The organism is Pseudomonas sp. PI1, assembly GCF_000812405.1.
In the GTDB taxonomy this organism is placed as follows: Bacteria; Pseudomonadota; Gammaproteobacteria; order Pseudomonadales; family Pseudomonadaceae; genus Pseudomonas; species Pseudomonas citronellolis.
Genome location: NZ_JWMC01000094.1, coordinates 61,045 through 85,334, shown reverse-complemented (window position 1 = coordinate 85,334; position 24,290 = coordinate 61,045). Strand labels below are relative to the sequence as shown.

General features: G+C 64.9%; 23 protein-coding genes, 1 tRNA gene and 1 pseudogene. 17 read left to right on the top strand and 8 right to left on the bottom strand.

Annotated elements, in window-relative coordinates:
- Positions 1–152: 152 nt before the first annotated feature.
- Genes RN02_RS27450 through RN02_RS27435 form a run of 4 tightly spaced genes read right to left on the bottom strand, consistent with a single transcriptional unit; the run spans position 153 to position 4,965 of the window.
- Entirely contained in the window at positions 153–1,388 is a 1,236-nt protein-coding gene (locus tag RN02_RS27450) for a CaiB/BaiF CoA transferase family protein (protein ID WP_043318392.1), read from the bottom strand.
- Positions 1,389–1,410: 22 nt separating this feature from the next.
- Positions 1,411–2,613, bottom strand: coding sequence for a 3-oxoadipyl-CoA thiolase (locus RN02_RS27445; RefSeq protein ID WP_043318325.1), 1,203 nt, complete (start codon positions 2,611–2,613; stop codon positions 1,411–1,413).
- Positions 2,614–2,646: 33 nt separating this feature from the next.
- Positions 2,647–4,176, bottom strand: coding sequence for a 3-hydroxyacyl-CoA dehydrogenase (locus RN02_RS27440; protein WP_043318323.1), 1,530 nt, complete (start codon positions 4,174–4,176; stop codon positions 2,647–2,649).
- Between the two features lie 3 nt (positions 4,177–4,179).
- On the bottom strand, positions 4,180–4,965 hold the full coding sequence (locus RN02_RS27435) for an enoyl-CoA hydratase (protein ID WP_009623183.1): 786 nt from the start codon (positions 4,963–4,965) through the stop codon (positions 4,180–4,182).
- A 243-nt stretch (positions 4,966–5,208) separates the two neighbouring features.
- On the opposite strand from RN02_RS27435, the gene RN02_RS27430 reads away from it, so the two are divergent.
- The 10 genes from RN02_RS27430 to RN02_RS32855 all read left to right on the top strand — a co-directional run bounded on the left by RN02_RS27430 (position 5,209) and on the right by RN02_RS32855 (position 18,911).
- Positions 5,209–6,075 (top strand): IclR family transcriptional regulator, encoded by an 867-nt coding sequence (locus RN02_RS27430; protein WP_043272054.1) that lies wholly within the window; start codon positions 5,209–5,211, stop codon positions 6,073–6,075.
- A 59-nt stretch (positions 6,076–6,134) separates the two neighbouring features.
- Positions 6,135–7,289 (top strand): acyl-CoA dehydrogenase family protein, encoded by a 1,155-nt coding sequence (locus tag RN02_RS27425; protein WP_043272055.1) that lies wholly within the window; start codon positions 6,135–6,137, stop codon positions 7,287–7,289.
- Between the two features lie 100 nt (positions 7,290–7,389).
- Entirely contained in the window at positions 7,390–8,661 is a 1,272-nt protein-coding gene (locus tag RN02_RS27420; RefSeq protein ID WP_009623190.1) for an MFS transporter, read from the top strand.
- Positions 8,662–8,775: 114 nt separating this feature from the next.
- Positions 8,776–10,065, top strand: coding sequence for an HD-GYP domain-containing protein (locus tag RN02_RS27415; protein ID WP_009623191.1), 1,290 nt, complete (start codon positions 8,776–8,778; stop codon positions 10,063–10,065).
- A gap of 158 nt (positions 10,066–10,223) precedes the next feature.
- Positions 10,224–10,709, top strand: coding sequence for a sigma-70 family RNA polymerase sigma factor (locus RN02_RS27410; RefSeq protein ID WP_236695232.1), 486 nt, complete (start codon positions 10,224–10,226; stop codon positions 10,707–10,709).
- 31 nt (positions 10,710–10,740) lie between these two features.
- On the top strand, positions 10,741–11,751 hold the full coding sequence (locus RN02_RS27405) for a FecR family protein (protein WP_161796267.1): 1,011 nt from the start codon (positions 10,741–10,743) through the stop codon (positions 11,749–11,751).
- A gap of 119 nt (positions 11,752–11,870) precedes the next feature.
- Positions 11,871–14,699, top strand: a complete 2,829-nt coding sequence (locus RN02_RS27400; protein WP_009623194.1) for a secretin and TonB N-terminal domain-containing protein — start codon at positions 11,871–11,873, stop codon at positions 14,697–14,699.
- Positions 14,700–14,778: 79 nt separating this feature from the next.
- Positions 14,779–15,771 carry a cytochrome-c peroxidase gene (locus tag RN02_RS27395; RefSeq protein WP_081884680.1) on the top strand — a complete coding sequence of 331 codons (993 nt, stop codon included), beginning with the start codon at positions 14,779–14,781 and terminating at the stop codon, positions 15,769–15,771.
- A gap of 19 nt (positions 15,772–15,790) precedes the next feature.
- Entirely contained in the window at positions 15,791–17,203 is a 1,413-nt protein-coding gene (locus RN02_RS27390; RefSeq protein ID WP_082033905.1) for an acyltransferase family protein, read from the top strand.
- An 868-nt stretch (positions 17,204–18,071) separates the two neighbouring features.
- Positions 18,072–18,911, top strand: a complete 840-nt coding sequence (locus tag RN02_RS32855) for a class I SAM-dependent methyltransferase (protein WP_043318317.1) — start codon at positions 18,072–18,074, stop codon at positions 18,909–18,911.
- A gap of 56 nt (positions 18,912–18,967) precedes the next feature.
- Here the strand turns inward: RN02_RS32855 and RN02_RS27375 are convergent, their stop codons facing one another.
- Positions 18,968–19,237 (bottom strand): lysozyme, encoded by a 270-nt coding sequence (locus RN02_RS27375; RefSeq protein WP_236695231.1) that lies wholly within the window; start codon positions 19,235–19,237, stop codon positions 18,968–18,970.
- Positions 19,238–19,314: 77 nt separating this feature from the next.
- Positions 19,315–19,392: pseudogene (locus RN02_RS34610) on the bottom strand (glycoside hydrolase family 19 protein); the annotation flags it as partial.
- 138 nt (positions 19,393–19,530) lie between these two features.
- Here RN02_RS34610 and RN02_RS27370 point away from each other — a divergent pair.
- Positions 19,531–20,316, top strand: a complete 786-nt coding sequence (locus RN02_RS27370) for a class I SAM-dependent methyltransferase (RefSeq protein ID WP_043318315.1) — start codon at positions 19,531–19,533, stop codon at positions 20,314–20,316.
- Here RN02_RS27370 and RN02_RS32850 read toward each other — a convergent pair.
- Complete coding sequence (locus RN02_RS32850) at positions 20,264–20,530, bottom strand: tail fiber assembly protein (protein ID WP_082033904.1); 267 nt, start codon at positions 20,528–20,530, stop codon at positions 20,264–20,266. The genes RN02_RS27370 and RN02_RS32850 overlap by 53 nt on opposite strands.
- 332 nt (positions 20,531–20,862) lie before the next feature.
- Positions 20,863–20,950: transfer RNA gene (locus tag RN02_RS27365), tRNA-Ser, on the bottom strand.
- 129 nt (positions 20,951–21,079) lie between these two features.
- Between RN02_RS27365 and RN02_RS27360 the strand changes: the two genes are divergently transcribed.
- The 6 genes from RN02_RS27360 (at position 21,080) to RN02_RS27335 (ending at position 24,241) form a co-directional block, all read left to right on the top strand.
- Positions 21,080–21,745: a Bax inhibitor-1/YccA family protein gene (locus tag RN02_RS27360; protein ID WP_009623200.1), complete on the top strand. Its 666-nt coding sequence runs from the start codon at positions 21,080–21,082 to the stop codon at positions 21,743–21,745.
- A gap of 115 nt (positions 21,746–21,860) precedes the next feature.
- Entirely contained in the window at positions 21,861–22,253 is a 393-nt protein-coding gene (gene tusD, locus RN02_RS27355; RefSeq protein WP_043318313.1) for a sulfurtransferase complex subunit TusD, read from the top strand.
- The gene (tusC, locus tag RN02_RS27350; RefSeq protein ID WP_043318311.1) at positions 22,253–22,612 is read left to right on the top strand and encodes a sulfurtransferase complex subunit TusC; all 360 of its coding nucleotides are present in this window, start codon (positions 22,253–22,255) and stop codon (positions 22,610–22,612) included. Before tusD ends, tusC begins: the two co-directional genes overlap by 1 nt.
- Complete coding sequence (gene tusB, locus RN02_RS27345) at positions 22,612–22,911, top strand: sulfurtransferase complex subunit TusB (RefSeq protein ID WP_043318309.1); 300 nt, start codon at positions 22,612–22,614, stop codon at positions 22,909–22,911. Before tusC ends, tusB begins: the two co-directional genes overlap by 1 nt.
- On the top strand, positions 22,908–23,243 hold the full coding sequence (locus tag RN02_RS27340; RefSeq protein ID WP_009623204.1) for a TusE/DsrC/DsvC family sulfur relay protein: 336 nt from the start codon (positions 22,908–22,910) through the stop codon (positions 23,241–23,243). The genes tusB and RN02_RS27340 overlap by 4 nt, the downstream gene beginning before the upstream one ends.
- Positions 23,240–24,241 (top strand): glycosyl transferase family protein, encoded by a 1,002-nt coding sequence (locus RN02_RS27335; protein WP_043318307.1) that lies wholly within the window; start codon positions 23,240–23,242, stop codon positions 24,239–24,241. The genes RN02_RS27340 and RN02_RS27335 overlap by 4 nt, the downstream gene beginning before the upstream one ends.
- Positions 24,242–24,290: the final 49 nt, after the last annotated feature.

Below are 24,290 nucleotides of genomic sequence, written 5' to 3'. Positions count from 1 at the left end.
TCCTACGATGCGTCCGCCTCCGAGCCCACCTGTAGTACCGACCGCGCCGAAGGGCTCTTCGTAGGATGGGTTGAGCGAAGCGATACCCATCGGCCCCCGGTGATGGGTATCGCTTCGCTCAACCCATCCTACGAAGCTTGCTCACGAACGCTTCACTCGCCGAGCTGCTCGATCACGCCCTGGGCCTTGAGCTCCGCCAGGCGCGCCTCGTCCAGCCCCAGCCGGCGCTTGAGCACCTCGTCGGTGTGCTCGCCGAGCATGGGCGCCGGGCGCTGGTACTGCACCGGCGTCTCGGACAGCTTGAGCGGGCTGCCGACCATCCTGAAGCCGGGGTTGAGGGCGTGGGGAATCTCCACCAGCATGTCGCGCGCCAGCACCTGCGGCTCGTCCAGGGCGCGGCCGATGTCGTTGATCACGCCGACCGGCACCTTGACCGCGTGGATACGGGCCACCCAGTTGTCGGCGCTGTCCTTGCGGAAGTGCTCGGCCAGTTGGCCGACGATGGCCTCGCGGTTGCGCACGCGGTCGGCGTTGCGGGCGAAGCGCGGGTCCTTGGGCAGCTGCGGCAGGCCGATGGCCTCGCACAGGGCGACGAACTGGCTGTCGTTGCCGCAGGCGATGATGAAGTCCCTGTCGCTGCCGGAGAACACCTGGTACGGCACGATGTTGACGTGGGCGTTGCCCTGCCGCCCCGGCGAGCGCCCGGTGGCGAGGTAGTTCTGGCTCTGGTTGCCGAGCATGGCCACCTGCACGTCCAGCAGGGCCATGTCGCAGTGCTGGCCGCGGCCGGTCTTCTCCCGCGCCAGCAACGCGGCCTGGATGGCGACCACCGAGTACAGCCCGGTCATCACGTCGGACACCGCCACGCCGACCTTCTGCGGGCCGGCGCCGGGCACCCCGTCCTTCTCGCCGGTGATGCTCATCAGCCCGCCCATGCCCTGGATGATGAAGTCGTAGCCGGGCTCTTCCGCGCGCGGCCCGGTCTGGCCGAAGCCGGTGATGGAGCAATAGACCAGGCGCGGGTTGAGCCTGGACAGGCTTTCGTAGTCCAGACCGTACTTGGCCAGCGAGCCGGCCTTGTAGTTCTCGATCAGCACGTCGCATTCGCCGGCCAGCGCGCGCACCAGCGCCTGGCCCTCGGGGCTGGCCAGGTTCAGCGCCACCGACAGCTTGTTGCGGTTGGTCGACTGGTAGTACGAGGCCTCGGGGCTGTCCGAGCCGTCCGCCGCCTTCATGTAGGGCGGGCCCCAGCCGCGGGTGTCGTCGCCCGCGCCGGGCCGTTCGATCTTGATCACCTCCGCGCCCAGGTCGGCCAGTATCTGGCCACACCAGGGGCCGGCCAGGACACGGCTGAGGTCGAGTACGCGGTATCCGCTCAAAGCGCCCATCTTCATCTCCTCACTGGCGCGCTCAGACGCGCTCGATAACCATGGCGAGCCCCTGGCCCACGCCGATGCACAGGCTGACCACCGCATAGCGTTGACCACTGCGCTGCAGTTGTCGCGCCACGCTCAGCGCCAGCCGCGCGCCGGAAGCCCCCAGCGGGTGGCCGACGGCGATGGCGCCGCCGTTGGGGTTGACCCGCGGATCGTCGAAGGCGACGCCCAGGCCGCTCAGGCAGCCGAGCACCTGGGCGGCGAAGGCCTCGTTGATCTCGATGATGTCCATGTCGGCGAGGCCCAGGCCGGCGCGCGCCAGCGCCTTGTTGATCGCCTCGACCGGGCCGACGCCCATGATCCGCGGCTCCACGCCCACCGCCGCGGCGGAGAGGATTCGCGCCAGCGGCGCGAGCCCATGGCGCTCGCCGGCCGCGGCGGAGCCGATCAACAGCGCCGCCGCGCCATCGTTCACCCCCGAGGCGTTGCCGGCGGTGACCACGCCGCCCTCGAACAGCGGCTTCAGGCGCGCCAGCGCGGCTTCGTCGGAGTCCGGGCGCGGGTGCTCGTCCTGCTCGATCACCTTCGGCGGCGTCTTGCGTCCGGTGGGCACGCTCACCGGGACGATCTCGCCGGCAAAGAAGCCGGCCTGGCGGGCCGCCTCGTAGCGCGCCTGGGACGCCGCGGCGAAGCGGTCGGCCTGCTCGCGGCTGATGCCGTATTCGCGGGCCACGTTATCGCCGGTCTGCGGCATGCTGTCGTTGCCGAACCCGGCGACGATCTTCGGATTGGGGAAGCGCGCGCCTATGGTGCTGTCGAACACCGCCAGGTCGCGGCTGTAGGCGGCCTCGGCCTTGGCCATGACGAAGGGCGCGCGGGACATGCTCTCGACGCCGCCGGCGACGAACAGTTCGCCCTCGCCACAGGTCACGGCGCGGGCGGCGTCGATGACCGCGGCCAGGCCGCTGGCGCACAGGCGGTTGACCGTCTGGCCCGGCACCGTCACCGGCAGCCCGGCCAGCAGCGCGGCATGGCGGGCGACGTTGCGGCTGTCCTCGCCGGCCTGGTTGGTGTTGCCGAGGATCACGTCCTCGATGGCCTCGCCCGGCACGCCATGGCGGGCGAGCAGTTCACGGATGACGTGGGCCGCCAGGTCATCCGGGCGCACCGGCGCCAGGGTCCCGGCATGGCGGCCGAAGGGGGTGCGCAGGCCGGCATAGATAAAGGCATTGAGCATGGAAGTCTCCTTGGATCGGGTGAGCGCCGGGCCTCAGCCCAGCGCGGGCTCGGCATGGCGCAGCGACAGGCCCAGCGCGGCGCGGCGGCGCAGCCACGGGCCGGGGCGGTAGCGGGCATCGCCGGTCAGGTCGGTCATGCGTTCCAGTATCGTCAGCAGCCGCGCGGGGCCGACGCTGTCGCCCCAGGCCAGCGGCCCCTGCGGATAGCCCAGGCCGCGGCGCACGCCTTCGTCCAGGTCGTCGACGCTGGCGATGCGCTGCTGGACGATGTCGCCGGCCAGGTTGACGATCAGCGCCAGCACGCGCTGGGCGACGAAGCCGACGCTGTCGTTGATCAGGCTGACGCCGACGCCATCGGCGGCCAGCAACGCATGGGCGGCGTCGCGCATGGCCGGGACGGTAGCCGGGTTCTGCATCAGGCAGCGGTGGCGCTGCAGATCGAGCAGCAGGTCGATGCACAGGGTGCGCGCCGGGTCGCTGCCGAAACGCCGGCAGGCGCTGGTCGCGTCCATGCCGTAGGGGGCCAGCAGGCAAAGGGCCTCGCTGCTCGGCTGTTCGCCCTGCTCCAGGGTAGCGCCCAGCTTCTCCAGCAACGCGCCGAGCGACTCGCGGTCTTCGTCGGACTCGGCGCCGATCCATACCGGCGGCAACACGGCCACGCTCGGCACCGGTTGCGGTGCCGGCGGATCGATCATCCTGCCGTCTTCGTAACGGTAGAAGCCACGTCCCACCTTGCGCCCCACGAAACCGGCCTCGAGCATCTGCCGGGTGAGCGCCGCCGGCCGGTAGCGCGGCTCCTGGTAGAACTGGTTGTAGATGGATTCGATCACCGGGTGCGAGACGTCCAGCGCAGTCAGGTCGAACAGCTCCAGCGGCCCCATGCGGAAGCCCAGGCCCTCGCGCAGGATGCGGTCGATGTCGGCCGGCTCGGCGATGCCTTCCTTGAGCATCTGCAGCGCCTCGGTGCTGTAGGCGCGCCCGGCGTGGTTGATGATGAAGCCGGGGGTGTCCTTGGCGCGGATGCCGCGGTGGCCCATGCGCGCGGCCAGCGCCTGCAGGCGGTCGCCCACCTGCGAGTCGCTGGCCAGGCCATCGATCACCTCGACCACCTTCATCAGCGGCACCGGGTTGAAGAAGTGGAAGCCCGCCACCCGCTCGGGGTGCCGGCAGCCGCGGGCGATGCTGGTGACCGACAGCGACGAGGTGTTGGTCGCCAGGATGCAGTCGGCGGCGACCACCGCTTCCAGCTCGGCCAGCAGCGCCTGCTTGGCGTCCAGGCGTTCGACGATGGCCTCGACCACCAGTTCGGAATCGGCCAGCTCGGCCAGGGAGCCGGCGACCAGCAGGCGGGCCAGGGCGGCGTCAGCTTCCCCGGCACTGATCTTGCCCTTCTCCGCCAGCTTGCCGAGGGTGCGCCCGAGGTTGTCGCGCGCGGCCTGCGCCGCGCCCTCGCGGGCGTCGAAGAGTTTCACCTGGATGCCGGCCTGGGCGGCGATCTGGGCGATGCCGCTGCCCATCACGCCGGTGCCGACGATGGCCATGCGTTGGATATCACGCGTCATGGGTCATTCCCCTTGGAAGCTGGCTTGGCGTTTTTCGAGGAAGGCGGCGGCGCCCTCCTTCTGGTCCCTGGAGTCGAACAGCAGCTGGAAGGCCTTGCGCTCCAGAGTCAGCGCGCTGTCCAGCGGCAGGTCGGCGCCGGCGAGCATCACCTCCTTGATCTGCGCCACGGCCAGCGGCGGCAGCGCGGCGATCTCGGCGGCCAGTTCCAGGGCGCGCGGCAAGGTCTGCGCATCGCCGACCACCTCGCTGACCATGCCCATCGCCAGGGCTTCCGGCGCCTTGACCAGGCAGCCGGTCAGGGCCATGCGCATCGCCTGGAACTTGCCCACCGCGCGGATCAGCCGCTGGGTGCCGCCGGCGCCGGGCATCAGGCCGAGCTTCACCTCCGGCTGGCCGAAGCGCGCCGACTCGCCGGCGACGATGATGTCGCAGTGCATCGCCAGCTCGCAGCCGCCGCCCAAGGCGAAGCCGTTCACCGCCGCGATCACCGGCTTGGGGCAGCGGCCGATGGCATCCCAGAGCAGCTCGGTGTGCCGGCGGTACATCTCGATGGGGCTGGCCTGGGCGAACTCGCGGATGTCCGCGCCCGCCACGAAGCACTGCTCTCCCCCGGTCAGGACGATGGCCCGCACCCGGCTGTCGTCGGCCAGCGCGCGGAAGTGCTCGGCCAGTTGCTGGCGCACGGCGGCATTGAGGGCGTTGCGGGCTTCGGGGCGGTCGATGCGGACCACCGCCACGCCATCGGCCTGGATCGTTCGGTGGACCACGCTGGGGTGCTGGTTGCTCATGATCGTGCTTGCCTCAGTATTGTTTCGTCTGACGAAACTACATTCCGTATTTACGATTCATCATAGTGAGCCTCGATCGACGCTGTAAACGACATCCGTTCTGATCAGTTATTTTTACTTTTAAAAACAATCAGTTAGTAAATATATCAGCGACAATTTTACGCAGACTGGAAAACCCTCTATAATTTCGTCTGACGAAACTGAATTTTATTTTATTGATTTTCTCGGAAAAGGGGTTCTACCATGCGCCGCAACAAGACGGAGCTGGATTCGGCTGCGCCGACGAAAAACGAAGGTGAGATCGGCCTGTTGGAACGGGGGATGTTCGACCCCGCCACGGCGCTGAGCGAGGAGGAAAACAGCGGTCAGTTCGTCACGGCCCTGGCTCGCGGCCTGGAAATCCTGCGCTGCTTCAACCCACGGGAAAACGTGCTGAGCAACCAGGACCTGGCGCGCAAGACCGGCCTGCCCAAGCCGACCGTGACGCGCCTGACCAACACCCTGATGCGCCTGGGCTGCCTCAAGCGCGAGGTGCACTCGGGCAAGTACCAGCTGGACGTCGGCGTGCTGGGCTTTGGCTACGCGATGCTGTCGAACCTGTCGATCCGCGCGGTGGCCCACCCGCTGATGGAGGAGCTGGCCAACCACGCCCAGGCGGCGGTGGCCATGGCCGCCCGCGACCGCCTGCAGATGGTGTACCTGGACGTGGTCCAGGGCCAGGGGAACATGACGATGCGCCGGCAGATCGGCAGTTACCTGCCGCTGGCGGTGAGTTCGGTGGGCCGCGCCTGCCTGGCGGCGATGCCGGAGAACGAACGGGAGTTCCTGCTCGACCACATCCGCGAGCGCGAACCGCAACACTGGCCGGCCATCCGCAAGGGCCTGGACCGCGCCTTCAGGGACTTCACCGACTACGGCTACTGCCTGTCGATCGGTGAATGGCACCGCGACGTCAACTCCGTCGCCGTGCCCTTGGTACATCCGCAGTACGGGCTGCTGGCCTTCAACTGCGGCGGACCGAGCTTCCAGCTGACCCGCGAGAAGCTCGCGGACGACATCGGGCCCCGCCTGATCAACATGGTCAACAACATAGGTGCCGCCGCTCGCTGATGCCCGGGTGACGGTGCCCTGCCAGACAGGCCCGCCCGGCGGGCCCTTGAGGAGAGCACATGATCCGAGACGCAGAGACGCTGCAGATACTTCTGGATTCCATCCACCAGTTCGTCGACGAGGTGCTGATACCGCGCGAGAACGAAGTCGCGGAAACCGACGCCATTCCCCAGGACATCGTCGAGCAGATGCGCGAGATGGGTCTGTTCGGCCTGACCATTCCCGAGGAATTCGGCGGCCTGGGCGTGACCATGGAAGAAGAGGTGAACATCACCTTCGAACTCGGCCGCACCTCCCCCGCCTTCCGCTCCTACATCGGCACCAACAACGGCATCGGCTCCATCGGCATCCTGATCGACGGCACGCCCGAACAGAAAAGCCACTACCTGCCCAGGCTCGCCAGCGGCGAACTGCTCAGCTCGTTCTGCCTGACGGAGCCGGACTCCGGCTCCGACGCCGCCTCGCTGAAGACCAGCGCGGTGCGCGACGGCGACCACTACGTGCTCAACGGCACCAAGCGCTTCATCACCAATGCCCCGCATGCCGGCATCTACACCGTGATGGCGCGCACCAACCCGGAGATCAAGGGCGCCGGCGGCATCAGCGCCTTCATCGTCGAGCGCGGCACCCCGGGCATCTCCCTGGGCAAGCCGGACCACAAGATGGGCCAGAAGGGCGCGCACACCAGCGACGTCATCTTCGACAACGTGCGCGTGCCGGCCAGCCAACTGATCGGCGGCGTCGAGGGCGTGGGCTTCAAGACCGCCATGAAGGTGCTCGACAAGGGCCGCCTGCACATCGCCGCGCTGAGCGTCGGCGCCGCCGAACGCATGCTCGACGACGCCCTGCGCTACGCCCTGGAGCGCAAGCAGTTCGGCAAGCCGATTGCCGAGTTCCAGTTGATCCAGGCGATGCTCGCCGACAGCAAGGCGGAAATCTACGCCGCCCGCTGCATGGTGCTGGACGCCGCGCGCAAGCGCGACGAGGGCCGCAACGTCAGCACCGAGGCCTCCTGCGCCAAGATGTTCGCCACCGAGATGTGCGGCCGCGTCGCCGACCGCTGCGTGCAGATCCACGGCGGCGCCGGCTACGTCAGTGAGTACGCCATCGAGCGCTTCTACCGCGACGTGCGGCTGTTCCGCATCTACGAAGGCACCACGCAGATCCAGCAGGTGGTCATCGCCCGCAACATGATCCGCGAAGCCACGCACTGAACGACGCCCTCGCCGCCCTGCCCCGCCGGGCGGCGACCCGCAGGCTTACCGATGGGCCGCAAGCGCCGGCCCACGAATAAATACAACAGGTAGTTCGCCCATGGAAACCACTGCTTCGACTTCCCAAGCGACCACCCAGAGCAAGACCTGGGTGATCGTGTTCCTGTTCTGCTTCATCGGCCTGCTGATCGATGGCGCCGACCTCATGCTGCTGTCCTACAGCCTCACCAGCCTGAAGGCCGAGTTCGGCCTGAGTAACGTCCAGGCCGGCAGCCTGGGCAGCTTCACCCTGGCCGGCATGGCCATCGGCGGCATCTACGGCGGCTGGGCGTGCGACCGCTTCGGCCGGGTGCGCACCGTGGTCTGGACCATCGTGCTGTTCTCCGTCGGCACCGCCGCGCTGGGCCTGACCCACAGCTACTGGCAGTTCGCCGCGGCGCGTTTCGTCGCCTCCCTGGGCCTTGGCGCGCTCTACGTCGCCTGCAACACCCTGATGGCCGAATACGTGCCCACCAAATACCGCACCACGGTGCTGGGCACCCTGCAGGCGGGCTGGTCGGTGGGCTACATCGTCGCCACCCTGCTGGCCGGCTGGATCCTGCCGAGCTACGGCTGGCGCTACCTGTTCTACGTCGCGATCATCCCGGTGGTACTGGCCGTGGCCATGCGCCGCCTGGTGCCGGAACCGGCCGCCTGGGTGGAAGCCCAGGCCGAGCGCAAGCGCCGCAAGGCCCTGGGCCAGGAGGAAGTCGTCGAGAAGAAATCCGCCGGCGCGTTCCGCATGATCTTCGGCGACCGCCGCGCCCGCAGCATGTTCATCTTCTGGTCGCTGACCGCGGGCTTCCTGCAGTTCGGCTACTACGGCGTGAACAACTGGCTGCCGTCCTACCTGGAAACCGAGATGGGCATGAACTTCAAGTCCATGACCGCCTACCTGGTGGGCACCTACGCGGCGATGATCCTCGGCAAGGTCCTGGCCGGCGTCGCCTCGGACTGGCTGGGCCGGCGCAAGGTGTTCGCCTTCGGCGCCCTGGGCACCGCGGTGTTCCTGCCGGTGATCGTGCTCTACCACAGCCCCGAGGCCATTCTCTGGATGCTGGTGGTGTTCGGCTTCCTCTACGGCATCCCCTACGGCGTCAACGCCACCTACATGACCGAAAGCTTCGCCGCCCGCTACCGCGGCACCGCCGTGGGCGGCGCCTACAACATCGGCCGCATCGGCGCGGCCATCGCCCCGGCGGCCATCGGCTTCCTGGCCACCCAGGTGTCCATCGGCGCGGGCTTCCTGGTGATGGGCGCCGCCTACTTCGTCTGCGGCATCATTCCCGCCCTGCTGATCCGCGACAAGCAGTTCGATCCGCAGACGGAGTGACGTACGAGCGGAGCCCGGCGCCGAAATAGTGCCGGGCTCCGCCCTTGTCGCAAGAATCAGAAAAAATCCTTGAAGCGCCCCGCATAAACAGAAAACAAGAAAACCATTCCACTGATGCAGATCAATGAAACCGATAAAAATGATGTCATATTGACATTATTCGTAAAGAAAACTGCACAGAAAAAACAACGATTGCGTGGCAAAGACAGGGTAAGGATCGATGTTTGTGAACTGACCGTCGGAATGTATGTGCTGGAGCTCGACGAGTCCTGGGAGAACACCCCGTTTCTGTTCCGTGGCTTCCAGATCAGGACTCTCAAGGAACTGGAACGGATCAGGCAGGTAGCCAAGCATGCCTGGGTCGAGGCCCGGTCCCTGCCCGACGGCATCCCCGGGGACACCCGCGCGGAGCTTGTGCCACTCATTGGCAAGGTGGATTTCCGGCAGGAGATAGAGCAGGCGCAGCAGACCTGGGGCGAAGCGCTGGAGGTTGCCCGGGGCCTGCTGGACGCGGTGCGTCTCGGCCAGGCGCTGGACATCCCCGGGGTCAAGCGCACCATCGAAGGGTGCGTCGAGAGCATCCTGCGCAACCCCGCGGCAATGCTCTGGCTCACCCAGATCAGGAACAAGGACGACTACACCGCCGAGCACTCGCTGAGGACGGCCATCTATGCGATTTCCCTGGGCCGCCGGCTCGACATGCTGCCACGGGAGCTGGTCGATATCGGCATGTACGGCATGCTCCACGACCTCGGGAAGATCAAGGTTCCACTACCGATACTCACCAAGAACGGCCGGCTGTCGGCGGACGAATACCTGATCATGCAGACCCATGCCGACAGCGGCCGCAAGCTGCTCATGAGCACCAGCGACGTCCCGCCGGCGGCCGTCGATGCCGCCTACTGCCACCATGAGCGCCTGGACGGCAGCGGCTATCCCCGGGGCCTGCGGCACGACAAGATCCCACAAGTGGCGAAGCTGGTGGCGATAGTCGACGCCTATGACGCCATCACCAGCGACAGAGTCTACAGCAAGGGACGCTCCAGCCTGGAAGCGCTGCGGATAATATTCGATGCAGCCGGCACGCACTTCGACGAGGAGATGGTCGCGCACTTCGTCAAGCTCATCGGCATCTACCCGCCGGGCGAGATCGCCGAGCTGAGCAATGGCGAAGTCGGCATCATCATCGGCTGCCCGCCCGGCAACAAGCTCAAACCCAAGCTGCTGAGAGTGCTGGACGCCGACAAGCAACCCTGCCGGGAACGGGTCATCGACCTGGCCACGAACCCGAAGGACGACCAGGGAAAACCCTATTACCTCTACCTGGTCCACCCCAGCGGCGCCTTCGGCATCGACATCGAGCACTACCGCAGAAAGGGGCTGCTCGTTCCCGAGAATCTTTAGCCGAGGCCAGGTGCCGGCCTGTCGATCGCGCCCCGGCCTATCTGGCGCTTGCCGCCGTTTACTGAGATGATAATGATTCCCATATTCGATTAAGCCTCCTCCCCCGCGACCTCAGACTCCCCGGCACCGTGACAGACCCAGGCCAACACAAGCTGCAGTTGTTCCTTACCCACCGTACCGCGCTGGTCACCTACGCCACGCCCATTGTCGGTTGCAGGGCACACGCCGAAGACGTCGTCCAGGAAGCCTGGCTGCGCTTCGCCAGCGCCGAACTGAGCGTCGCCCAGCTGCATCAGCCCAGCGCCTACCTGTACCGCATCGTGCGCAACCTAGCGCTGGACTTCGTGCGTCGTCCGCTGCATGGGGAACGGCAGGCGGCGGACGACGACTTCTTCGACTTCCTCAGCGACCCGCGTCCCTCGCCGGAGCAGATCGCCCTGCAGCGCGAGGAGCTGCAGCGCGTGCACCGCGCGCTCGACGAACTGCCCGAGCGCACGCGGCGCGTCTTCGAGCTGTACCGCCTGGAGGGGCTGACCCTGCAGGCCATCGCCGACCAGCTGGAGCTTTCCGTGGGGATGGTCCACAACCTGGTGCGCCAGGCCCTTGGCCACTGCGCGCGGAGCCTGACCGACGATGGACAATGAAGCCTGGCGCCGCGGGCGCAAGCGCCCGACAATGTCCCCCTCCGCCCCCATGGATGAGCAGGACCGCGTGAGCGAGACCGACGAGCGAGACACACCCCTGGACGACGATCCGGTCTGGCAGCAGGCCATGGACTGGCTGATGCGCCTGCGCGACGCGCCGGATTCGATGGAACTGCGCCGGGCCTGCCGCGCCTGGGCCGAGGCCGACCCGCGCCACGCCCAGGCGCTGCGCCAGGTCGGGCGGGCCTGGCAGCTCAGCGGCATGGCTGCCGGAAGCGCGCAGACGCCGAGGCCAGCGCCCGAGGCCGCGCCTGCGGCTCCACGGCCTCGACAGCGTAGGCGCTGGCCACTGGCGCTGGCCGCCTCGCTGCTGCTGGGCGTGCTTGCCTGGGCCCTGCAGCCGGACGATCCCGACCGCTTCAGCGCCCGCGCCAACCGCGAGCTGCGCCTGCCCGACGGCAGCCAGGTCTCCCTGGCCGCCGGCAGCCACCTGGAACTGGCGTTCAGCAGCGACCGACGGCAGGTCCGCCTGGTGCAGGGAGAGGCCTTCTTCGACGTCGCCCACGACGCCGCGCGGCCCTTCAGCGTCGAGGCCGGCGATGGCGAGGTGACGGTGACCGGCACCGCCTTCGACGTCCGCGCCGAGGGCAAAGCCTGGGAAGTGGCGGTGGCGCGCGGCTCGGTACGCGTCCAGCCGCCGCTGGACCTGCCGCCGCGCCAGCTGGGCCCCGGTGGCCGGCTGCGGGTCGAACTTCCGGGTGGGCAGGCGCGCCAGGAAAAGGTTCCCGCCGAACAGATCGGCGCCTGGCGCCAAGGCCAGTTGCTGGCCAACGACACGCCCCTGCCCGACCTGCTGGCGCAACTGCGGCGCAATTACCCGGGGGTGCTGCTGGTGGACGAAAAGGCCTTCGCCGGCAAGCGCGTCACCGGTATCTACGACCTGCGCGACCCACGCCGCGCGCTGCAGGCCATGGTCCGGCCATTCGGTGGCGAAGTCGGTGGCTGGGGCCCGTTGTGGCTGTCGGTAAATCCTAGGAGATAAGAAATTTCATGCGGCGATTGAAAAAATCGCCGTAGGTTACGTCATTGAGCGCTGAACACGACTGAGAGTCGTTATCAACTGCAACTGGCGCCTCGCGCGCCTTTCGGAGACAGCGCTCCATGAATCTCAACGGGAAGTCCGTAGCCCGCGGCTGCGGCCGTTTCTACCTGCCCCTGCGCCGACTCGGCGGCATCGGCCTGCTCTGCCTCACCCCGCTCGCTCCCCTGCCCGCCTGGGCCGCTACCCCGCCCCAGGACGACGAGGCGCCGCTGGAGCACAAGCGGCACTTCGAGATTCCCGCACAATCCCTGGCTTCCGCCCTGCTCATCTTCGGCCAGCAGAGCGGCCTGCAGGTCAGCGCCGACAGCGAGCTGCTGGAAGGCCTGCGCAGCCCGGCGGTTGCCGGGCGGATGAGCGCCTGGGACGCGCTCGACCGATTGCTGCAGGGCAGCGGCCTGCACTGGCGCTACGGCGAGCCCAACCTGGTCTCGCTATTCCGCGTCGACCTGAGCAACGCCGTCTCCGCCGGCGACATGTGGGTGCGTGCCCCGCGGATCCGGAACTTCCAGGGCGAGATGGACTTCGACCGCGAGATCATCGAGCGCATGCCGGCCGGCAACGGCGACATCACCAGCCTGCTGAAGATGAACCCCAACGTACAGTTCGACGACGCCCAGCTCAGCAGCAAGACGCCCGGGGAGATCGACCCGGCCAACGTCAGCATCAACGGCGCCAAGTACTGGCAGAACCTGTTCCTGGTCGACGGCGTGGGTATGAACAACGACCTCGACCCGGCAGCGGACGCCAGCAGCGCCGTCTCCATGACCGACGTGCCCGGGCGCAGCCAGGGCCTGGCCCTGGACACCGACCTGCTGGACGAGGTCAAGGTGCTCGACAGCAACGTCCCGGCCTCCTATGGCGGCTTCAATGGCGGGGTGATCGAGGCCAACACGCGGCAGCCGAGCCGCGAGCTGCACGGCAAGGTTTCTGCGCAGGTGAGCCGTTCGCAGTGGACGCGCTACCACATCGACGAACGCGACCAGCAGAACTTCGAGGACTCCACCAGCTACGCCAACCAGCCAGAGTTCGACAAGCTGGTGCTGCGCAGCACCCTCGAAGGCCACGTGACCGACGACTTCGGGCTGCTGCTCAACTATTCCTCCAAGCGTTCCACCATTCCACTGAAGGGCTACAACGCGAACACCTACGATGCCCCGGCCGAGGGCATGGACAAGGACCAGACCCGGCGCATCGACAACTACTACCTCAAGGGCGTCTGGCAAGCCCGCGAGGACCTGAGCTTCGAGGGGGCGCTGACCTATGCCCCGCAGGACAACCGCTACTTCATCGTCAACGGACGCGACTCCATGCTGGACATCAAGTCCGGCGGCTACCAGGCCAACCTGCGGGCGATCTGGGACGCCTCCCTGGCCGAGGTCACCCAGACCATCGCCTGGTCGCGCATGGACAACTCCCGCGACAGCGAGAAGGACTACTTCAAGGGCTGGCGCTGGTCGCCGGAGAAGAACTGGGGCGCCCCCGGCGCCAGCAGCGCCACGGTGCTCAGCTCCGAGGGCAACTACGGCGACATCGAGCAGCGCCAGACCACCTGGAGCTACAAGCTCAACGCCGACTGGCATCCCTGGCAGGTGCTGGGCAGCCAGCACAAGGTGCAGACCGGCCTGGAGCTGACCCGGCAGAACGCCTACTACGACCGCCTGGAGGAGTTCCGGTACGGCTCGCTGCTCAAGGCCACCAGCACCTGCAGCGAAAGCGACTGGTGCTCGCTGAGCCCGACGCCCTACTTCGCCGGCAAGGGCCAGGCCTTCACTCAGCTGAACGTCTACGAGGCCGGCAAGATCGAGTTCGACACCACTGCCTGGGCGCTCTACGCCCAGGACGAGATCGCCATCGGCCGCCTCACCCTGCGCCCCGGCCTGCGCCTGGATGGCGACGACTACATGGACAAGAAGACCCTGGCCCCGCGCTTCGCCGCCGAATACGACCTGTTCGGCGATGGCCGCACGCGCTTCACCGGCGGCGCCAACCGCTACTACGGGCGCAACATGTTCGCCTATCGCCTGTACGACGGCCGCAGCGCCCTGCAGTACAAGCTGACTCGGGCCAGCGGCGGCGCCGACTGGGGCTCGCCGGTGCGCACCCTGAACAACACGCGCTTCAACCAACTGGACATCCCCTACGACGACGAGTGGACCCTGGGCATCAGCCAGATGCTCTGGAGCACCGAGTTCGCGCTGAAGTACGTGCACCGCGACGGCCACGACCAGATCATCCGCACCCAGGGCCGCTACCTCGGGCAGCCGGCCAGCGACGACCTGAGCACCAGCTACTACACCTACACCAACGGCGGCAGCAGCGAGAGCGACATCCTCAGCCTGACCGTCACCCCGCAGCGCCGCTTCGAGCTCGCCGGCACCAGCAGCCTGCTGCAACTGGCCCTGGACTGGACCGACGTGACCAGCTCCAACGTCGACTACGCCACCGCCGTCAGCGAAACCGACCTCGCCGACCCGATCATCCAGTACGACGGCAAGTTCATGCGCTACTCCGAACGCCCGGCGGACAACTTCAACCGGCCCTGGACCGCGCGCCTGACCACCATCACCGAAATCCCCCGGGCCAACCTCACCTGGAGCAACTTCCTGCGCTACCGCGCCGGCTACCGGCAGATTCTCGATACCGGCAAGGAGGTGGACTACCAGGGCACGCCGGTGGAAGTGTGGGAGGAAGAAGACCAGTCCGCCGCCCTCACCTGGGACCTGCGCCTGGCCTGGGAGCAGCCCACCGCCAAGGACCAGGCGCTGTTCGTCAACCTCGACGTGTTCAACGTGCTCGACAGGGTTTCCGTCAGCAGCGTGAACAGCAGCGGCGTCCCCACCTACGAGGTCGGCCGGCAGTTCTGGGTGGAGGTGGGTTATCGCTTCTAGGACGCTGCTGGCCGCCGGGCTGCTGCTGGCCGGGCTGGCCCAGGCCGACGACTGCGCAACGCGCCTGGACGCGCAGCCGGTGGACTACGCCTGCCTGCGCCAGGTCTACAGCCAGCCTTCGGCGAATTGGCCGGCCCCGGACATCAGCCCGGGGCTGGCCTGGCGCGAACTGGCGCCGCTGTCCGCGCCCCCGGCGCTGGACGAGCGCCAGGTCGAACTGGGCCGGCAGCTGTTCTTCGAGCCGCTGCTGTCGCGCTCCGGACAGATCGCCTGCGCCTCCTGCCACGAGCCGGACCTGGCCTTCGCCGACGGCCGCCGCGTGTCCTTCGGCCACGACCGCCAGGCCGGAACCCGCAACGCCCCCAGCGTAGCCATGGCCAGCCACTTCACCAACCTGTTCTGGGACGGCCGCGCCGGCAGCCTGGAGCAGCAGGCGCTGATGCCCATCGTCGATCCCACCGAGATGGCCTTCGCCCTCGACCCGCTGCTCCAGCGCCTGCGCACGCACCGCGACTATCCACGGGCCTTCGCCGAGGCCTTCGGCAGCACGCCGATCGACGCGGCTCAACTGGGCCGGGCACTGGCCACCTACCAGCGCAGCCTCGCGCCCCGGCGCAACGCCCTCGACCGCTTCCTGCTGGGCGACGGCAAGGCCCTGAGCGATACCCAGCTGCACGGCCTACACCTGTTCCGCGGCAAGGCCCGCTGCCTGAACTGCCACCAGGGCGAAGCCTTGAGCGACGACCGCTTCCACAACCTCGGCCTGACCTATTACGGCCGCCGCTACGAGGATCTCGGCCGTTACAGGGTGACCGGCCGCGCCGAGGACGTCGGCGCCTTCCGCACGCCCTCGCTGCGCCAGGTCGCGCGCACCGGGCCCTGGATGCACAACGGCCTGTTCGGGGACCTGCGCGGCATCCTCAACATGTACAACGCCGGGATGTTCCACCCGCTGCCGACGGCGCAGCAGAAAGATGACCCGCTGTTTCCGAAGACTTCGCCGCTGCTCGAACCATTGCGGCTGAGTGCGCAGGAGTTGCAGGCCTTACTGGACTTTCTCCAGACACTGTAGGAAACAAGGCTTAGGCGTCATGTGGGATGTCAGCCCAATCCTCCACGCGGGCACCCAGTGTGGTGATCGAACAAACCAAGTGGCGCTGCGATACGGAAGTGGCGTTAAGCATGCGGAAATGATCCGGCAGCATAATCCCCTGCATTCGGAACCGGCCAGAAACGCAAAAGCCCCGCAGTGCGGGGCTTGCCGGCGACTGGGCGACGGCTCGCCGCTTCGGCTGTTGAGCCGGAAGGCTTTCACCATCCCCGGCACGCTAATAGAATACACAGTTCATTCATCCGGCGAACGCAGAGCAATGAACGGAACCACTGACGCAAGAATGCCTGCAGGGCGCCGAATCGAGTACCTGGACGCCATGAGGGGATTGGCGGCAATCTACGTTGTGCTCTTCCATTTGATTTTCGTGGGGAGCGTTCCAGTTCCAGGTTGGTTCAAGGGCTTCGCTGTTGAAGGCGCAAGCGGAGTAATGCTGTTCTTCGTAATCAGCTGTTTCTCGTTGTTCTACACGATGCCGGCCCGTTTGAAAGAAAGCAGCCCAACCATTTCGTTCTATCTGCACAGACTCTTCCGGATTGTTCCACTCTTCTATCTCTGGCTGATACTGTCCTGCATCCGAAACCCAGTTCTTCACGGCATCCACAATACCCCAATGGAGATTGCCAACAACTTCCTGATGATCTTCAACCTGATTCCTGGCCAGCAATCCGGAATCGCCATGGCAAGCTGGACAATCGGCGTCGAAGTCCTCTTCTACGCGATATTCCCGCTGATCTATTTCAGCGTGCGCAATCTTTCCCATGCGACAATTTTTATCGTTACCTCTTTCGCTGCCTACCTTGGCATGCTCGTGGTCATTGATCATCTGCCGCTCTCTGCAAGTGACGTCGGGCAGTATAAGTTCTGGCTATTCACAAAAGACATACCGGTGTTTGCTTTCGGGGCCATCTGCTACTTCATAATCTTCAGCGAACGCTTCCAAGGAATTCAGCCAAAAAAGCTGGCTGGCTCAGTACTCATAGCCTCCTGCGCACTGATATTCGTCATGCGCTCTAACGGGATAATTACCGACAAGCTCTTCGCAGGGAACCCGTATATGTGGCACGGCCTTGCCTATGCACTATTGCTGCTTGGCATCGCTTTATTCCCGATCAAGGTTATCGTAAACAGGGCAACCAGTTTCTTAGGTAAGATCAGTTATTCCATCTACCTATCGCACGGGACGGTAATATTGCTCTCCAAGCCAATTTATCAGTGGATCGGTCAGTTCATAAAAAACGATACAGCGTTCTATTTTTCCTGTCTCGGAATCACCATCCTTATGGTCCTACCGCTTTCCTACGCGACTTACAAGCTCGTTGAAGAACCATTCATCCGCTTCGGGAAGAAGGCTCACAACAAACTCATGAGCCCTGCAGCAGCACAGGCGTAATCCTACTGGCTGGCAGTCACGGCCGCCTCCAGCCTTTCTTCGTATCCCTTCCGGCGCTACCGATCGACCCTGAACGCGCATATCTGCACATCGATCACCGATCCCAGTAACAGCGAGTCGACCGAGGAAGCCAGCCGCTGCAGATCTACCAGCGCCTGTTCTGCTGATTGACCGAAGATTGCAGGCTGTCGCAGGTGGTCGTGCAGTTGGTCACCGCAGCACTGCCGACGGCGGCGCCAGTATGACTGCGAGCAAACCAGCGCCGGCCTTCCATATCTAGGTCCCCATACCAGCACCACCGTTGTCTTCTCCCACGGCACCAAGCGATCAGCCTGCCTGTTGAGGCTGCCGGACGATCTGCTCGAATTTGCCAGCATCGACCAGGTCATTGAGCCTATGGCTCGGCCACCACTAGGCCGCAGAGGGCATAGCCCACTCGGCTTGCTCCAGCAGTTCAAACTGACCAGGCACCAGTAGACCCAGGCTCTTCCGGTAATTGTCTCGGCCGGTGATCTGGATCAGGCTGCAGCCCAAGAATTTTCGGCCGTCGCCGGGCTGGGTGTTGCCCAAGTTCTTGCCGCCCTCATAGCCCTACTGGGGCCGCTGTCGGCCCCAGATTTCATGCATCCGCCGCAATTGGCCAGACTCATGACCGATCTGGACCAAGAACGTCGCCTGGCGCACGGCGGAGTCGATCTGATAGCACTGCATCGCGCGGTTCAGCGCAGGAGCAAGAACGCCGGTTTTCCGGCTGGCGTTCGGGAGAGTCTGCAGCCGTTTATTTGCTTTTTGTGCCACTACTTCTACTGAAATACACCTTGCGGTAGGCTACATCGGCCTTTCATGGACGCCCTAGAAGGAATACGAGATGACTGCTATTCAGGATCAGGAATGGTTGGATACTCTTAAACGCTCCATGGTAGAGCCTGTCGACGGACTACCGGGATGGCCTTCGTCGGAAACCCAAAGCATTTTCGTAGGGGCATCCGGTGAAAAAGCGCTTGATGAAGCCTTCCGCTTTTACGAGGTAATTCGCGATAGCGTGAGCAGCCTATCAGCTGAGACCAGGGTCCTAGACTTTGGCGTAGGCTGGGGCCGCATAATCCGATGTTTCTACAAGAATGTGCCGGAACAAAATCTCCATGGCGTGGACGTTGATCCGGCAATTCTTGAGGAAGCCAAGAGGACGGGCGTAAAAGGCAACCTAAAGCAAATAAGTAACAATGGATGCCTCCCCTTTAGCCGCTCATCAATGGATGTCATATATGCGTTTTCTGTATTTTCGCATCTATCCGAAGATTCTGCGAAGCACTGGATAACCGAGCTCATGCGCGTCCTCAAGCCGGGTGGCACGCTTATTTTTACTTCCACGAATCTAGCCTTCTTGAATCTTTGCCGTGCCTGCAAGGAAAAGATTGAAGACCGCAATTTATATGAAGAGCGTTATGCAAATCTGTTCGACGATCCATCAGCGGAAATGGCGGCATTCCAGGCCGGAAAGCACGTCTTCGTAGGTAATGGCGGGAAATCCGCCACCTTAGATGGAAGCTTCTACGGCTGGGCCTCCATGCCAGAGACGTGGCTAAAGAACTTCCTCGGCAACGCCGTCACTTCTATCGAATACCGCGATGATGGGTCATTTGAACAGGCTGTATTCATTGTCAAAAAGGCGCCCAAGAAATCGTTCATTGAGCGCCTTTTCTCTTAATAGGGGACGGCCGGCCATTTAATTTCGGCCGGCCACCCTCTAATGCGCCAACTGATTCAGCGCGGGAACGGATAATCAGCACCAGTGTAGTACTTCTGGCTCAGCAGCGTCGATGACTCGAGATTGGCCGCGTTCAGGTTGTTGTAGACGAAGCTCATCAAGGCATCCCACTGGTTCTGGCTCAGCGGCACCTTCACCAGGCGATCCAGGTCAGGTTCGAAACGCTGCACGTCGTTCACCAACAACCGCTCGGCTTGGTCCTTGGTGATGGCCATCCCCGCCTTCACGCCGCGGGTGACGCCATAGCCGATGGTCCAGACGTCCACGCCTGGTACGCCTGCAGGCGCAGGCCCGCGAACGATTTGATGAGGCTCAGGCCTCGGTCGGATGTACGCATTGGTCAGACTCCAGAGACGAAAACGCCGGCTCTGGGGCCGGCGCTAGGGAGGATGCGCAGGAGCTGCTGCTCGGTGAGGGGCATGTGGGCTCTTCTGTACCACTATTTCTGCCGAAATTAACCTTGATGTAGGCTACGTCGGCTTTTCATGGATGCTTTAGAGGGAGTACGAGATGACCGTGGTTCAGGGATCAGGAATGGCTGGAAACCCTCAAGCGCTCGATGGTTGAGCCGGTAGAGGGTCTCCCGGAGTGGCCGTCTTCAGAGACGCAAAGCATCTTCGTTGGCGCATCCGGAGAGAAAGCACTCGACGAAGCCTTCCGGTTCTACGAAGTAATACGAGACAGTGCCGGTGGCCTGAAATCAGATACCAACGTTCTTGGCTTCGGCGTCGGCTGGGGTCGCATTATTCGGTGCTTCTACAAGAACGTCTCAGCACAAAATCTCCATGGTGTTGACGTCGACCCGGCAATCCTTGAGGAGTCCAAAAGAACTGGCGTCAAAGGTGATTTGCAGCAGATCTGCAACGATGGAGTGCTGCCCTATGCAGACAAGTCCATGGATGTTGCTTATGCCTTCTCAGTCTTCTCGCATCTGTCTGAAAAGTCCGCCTCGCACTGGATCAATGAACTCATGCGGGTATTGAAGCCGGGCGGAACCATGGTTTTCACCTCGACAAACCTGCATTTCCTGAACATCTGCCGGGCGTGCAAGGAAAAGACCGACGATCGTAATCCCTACGAACTCTACTACGCAGGCCTGTTTGAAGACCCCCATGCGGCCATTGCCGCATACGAGAATGGCGAACACACGCATGCCGCAGTTGGCAGCCGGTTCCTCGATAAGAGCTTCTACGGTTGGTCCGCTGTTCCCCTGGGCTGGGTTCAGCGACTCATCGGTGATCGTGCGGAGTCCATTACCTTCACCGATGATGGCTCATTTGAGCAGGCTGTCTTCATCGTGAAGAAGGCTCCACAGAAGTCCTTCCTGCAGCGCCTCTTCTCCTAGCCTGGATAGGCCGGTCACTCAATGCTAGCCGACGGCCGGCCTGCTGTCTCAAGCGACTCAGAGCGATTCTGTAATGCTTCAGGGTCTTTAGCCTTGCCACTTCCTTCGGCATCACCTCATCCAGATCAACCGCATCCTGCAGAGGGGCAGTCTCCAAGGTTGCCCACTCCGCTACCTTCTGTCTGTGTCTGCGAGGCCGAAGCCAACTGCCCATCTAACGGCAGCAGTGGGGAGAATTGACCAGCGGAATAGCTCCACCTTGCCTTAGATCTTCACCATCTGGCGCCATCATCATCCGGAGTTTCCAGCTCAACGACATCCCACCGAGAGCGGCCACGGAAATCAATGGCCTGAAAGAAACGAGCCGGCTGCTCGGGCACACCGAGGGGGAGATCACCAAGAAGATCTACATCCGCCGCGGAGCAGTGGCAAAGCCCGCAAAATAGGCGACAGTTTCGGAACTCAGTCCATTTCAGGCCCCATCATCGAGCCTTAATGTTGGCCGCCGAAAATGAAAAAGGCCCTGAAAAATCAGGGCCTTGGAGATGGCGGAAGCGCAGAGATTCGAACTCTGGGGGCTGTTACACCCGGCGGTTTTCAAGACCGCTGCCTTAAACCACTCGGCCACACTTCCTTTCGGGGGCGCATAGTACCGGATCGCAACACACTGTCAAACTCTGATCCTACGTCTGACAGGCGGCTTTGATATCATCACTGCAACTATGGTCACGGAATCCCATTCCGCTTACAGGAGTGTCTAGCCATGCAAGAACGGCAATATCTCAACCCCGCCGCGGCGGAACAACGGGAAGTCAGCGGAGTCCTGCGCAACACCTACGGCCTGCTGGCCATGACCCTGGCCTTCAGCGGCCTGGTCGCCTACGTCTCGCAACAACTGCACCTGCCCCACCCGGGCCTGCTGCTGACCCTGGTCGGCTTCTACGGCCTGTTCTTCGCCACCCTCAAGCTGCGCGACAGCGGCTGGGGCCTGGTCACCACCTTCGCCCTCACCGGCTTCATGGGCTACACCCTCGGCCCGATCCTGAACCTGTACCTGGGCATGGCCAACGGCGCCAGCATCATTTCCTCGGCGTTCTTCATGACCGCCCTGGTGTTCTTCGGCCTGTCCGCCTACGTGCTGACCACCCGCAAGGACATGAGCTTCCTGTCCGGCTTCATCACCGCCGGCTTCTTCGTCCTGCTGGGCGCCATGCTGGTCTCGCTGTTCTTCCAGATCAGCGGCCTGCAACTGGCGATCAGCGCCGGCTTCGTGCTGTTCTCCTCGGCGGCCATCCTGTTCCAGACCAGCGCCATCATCCACGGTGGCGAGCGCAACTACATCATGGCCACCATCAGCCTGTACGTGTCGATCTACAACATGTTCCTCAGCCTGCTGCAGATCTTCGGCATCATGGGCAGCGACGACTGACGCTTCCCGGCAACACCGGAAAAGCCCGCCTTGGCGGGCTTTTTCCTTTTCCGGCGCAGCAAAATCCCCGCGCTGGCCTTATCATCGCGCTGTAATCCGCCGACCGGCCCATGCCATGAAATTCGCCATCGCCCTCTTCGCCCCGCCCCACTCGCCCGCCGCCCGGCGCGCCCTGCGCTTCGCCGAGGCGGTGCTCGCCGGCGGCCACGAGATCATCCGCCTGTTTTTCTATCAGGACGGCGTGCACAGCGCTTCGAGCAACCCGGTGAGCGGCCAGGACGAACTGGACGTGGCGGCGGCCTGGACGCGCTTCGTCGGCGAGCACCGCCTCGATGCCGTGGTGTGCATCGCCGCCGCCCTGCGCCGCGGCGTGCTCAACGCCGAGGAAGCCACCCGCTACCAACGCCCGGCGGCCAACCTGCAGGCGCCCTGGGAGCTGTCCGGCCTCGGCCAGCTGCATGAAGCGACGCAGATGGCGGACCGCCTGGTCTGCTTCGGAGGCGACTGATGGCCAAGTCCCTGCTGATCGTCAGCCGCCAGGCCCCGTGGAGCGGCCCCGACGCCCGCGAGGCGCTGGACATCGCCCTGGCCGGCGGCGCCTTCGACCTGCCCATCGCCTTCCTTTTCCTCGATGACGGGGTGTTCCAGTTGGCTCCGGGCCAGCAACCCACCAACCTCGAACAGAAGGATTTGCAGGCCAACCTGCAGGCCCTGCCGCTGTTCGGCGTCGAAAGGCTCTACGCCGCCGAGCGCAGCCTCGCCGAGCGTGGCCTGGCCGATGCCAGTCTGAGCCTGCCGGTGGAGGTGCTGGACGACCTCGCATTGCGCCAGCTGACCCAGCAATACGACCAGGTGATCACCCTCTGATGAGCACGCTGCATCTGCTTTCCCATTCCCCGTTCGGCGACGGCCGCTTCGACAGCTGCCTGCAGCTGCTGTGCCACGACGACGGCCTGCTGCTCAGCGGCGATGCCGTCTACGCCCTCGCCGCCGGCAGCGCCCCGCGCCAACGCCTGGAGCACCTGCCCAACGCCTGCTTCGCCCTCGCCGAGGACCTGCAGGCGCGCGGTCTGCAGGAACACCTGCCGGCCAACCTGAAGGCCGTGGACTACCCCGCCTTCGTCGAACTCTGCACCCGCTACGACAAGGTCAACGCCTGGCTATGACTACCCTCACGGTGGAAGGGCGCGCCATCGCCCTGGACAAGGACGGCTACCTGCAATACCTGGACGACTGGTCGGTAGCCGCCGCCGAAGCCCTGGCCCGCCAGGAAGGCCTGCACCTCACGCCGGAACACTGGGAAATCCTCCACCTGCTGCGCGAGTTCTATGCGCAGTTCCAGCTGTCGCCGGCCAACCGCCCGCTGATCAAGTACGTGGCCCAGCGCCTGGGCGCGGAAAAGGGCAGCAGCCTGCACCTCAACCTCCTGTTCAAAGGCACCCCGGCCAAGCTTGCCGCCAAGCTCGCCGGCCTGCCGAAGCCGACCAATTGCCTATGACCGCCGCCCCTCTCGTCCTGCAGACACCCGCCGAACACCCTTTCGCGCAGTTCGTGCGCATCCTCGGCAAGGGCAAGCGCGGCGCGCGCAGCCTGACCCGCGAGGAAGCCCGCGAGGCCCTGGGCATGATCCTCGACGGCCAGGTCGAAGAAGCGCAGCTGGGTGCCTTCCTGATGCTGCTGCGGCACAAGGAGGAAAGCGCCGATGAGCTGGCCGGCTTCACCGAGGCCGTGCGCGCGCGCCTGGACGCGCCGCGGATCGCCGTCGACCTCGACTGGCCCAGCTATGCCGGCAAGAAGCGCCACCTGCCCTGGTACCTGCTCGCCGCCAAGTGCCTGGCCGGCAGCGGCACGCGCATCCTCCTGCACGGCGGCGGCGCGCACACCGCCGGGCGCCTGTACACCGAGCAGTTGCTGCAGACGCTGGACATCCCGCTGTGCCGCGACTGGAACGCCGTGGGCGAAGCGCTCGACCGGGGCGGCCTGGCCTTCGCCCCGCTGGTGGACTGGATGCCGGCGCTGCAGCGGATGATCGACCTGCGCAACACCCTCGGCCTGCGCTCGCCCATCCATTCCCTGGTGCGCCTGCTCAACCCGCTGGGCGCGCGCTGCATCCTGCAGAGCATCTTCCACCCCGGCTACCAGGAAAACCACCGCGAAGGCAGCCGCCTACTCGGCGACCGCGCCATCGTGATCAAGGGCGAAGGCGGCGAGATCGAGATCAACCCGGACAGCCCGGCGCATCTCTACGGCACCGAAGCGGGCCAGAGCTGGGACGAGGAATGGCCGGCCCTCTCGGCGCTGCGCCACGTCAAGCCGGAGCGCCTGGAGCCGCAGGTGCTGGTCGAGTTCTGGCGCGGCGAACGGGAGGACGCCTACGGCGAACTGGCAGTGATCGCCACCATCGCCCTGGGCCTGCGCGGGCTGGGCCGCGACCGCGAGGCGGCCTTCGCCGAGGCCCGGCAGCGCTGGGCCGCTCGGGACAGATCGATCGGGTAGATAGCTTCTACCCTGTTTTTGCGGCGATCCATCGATAGCAAGGGCGTAG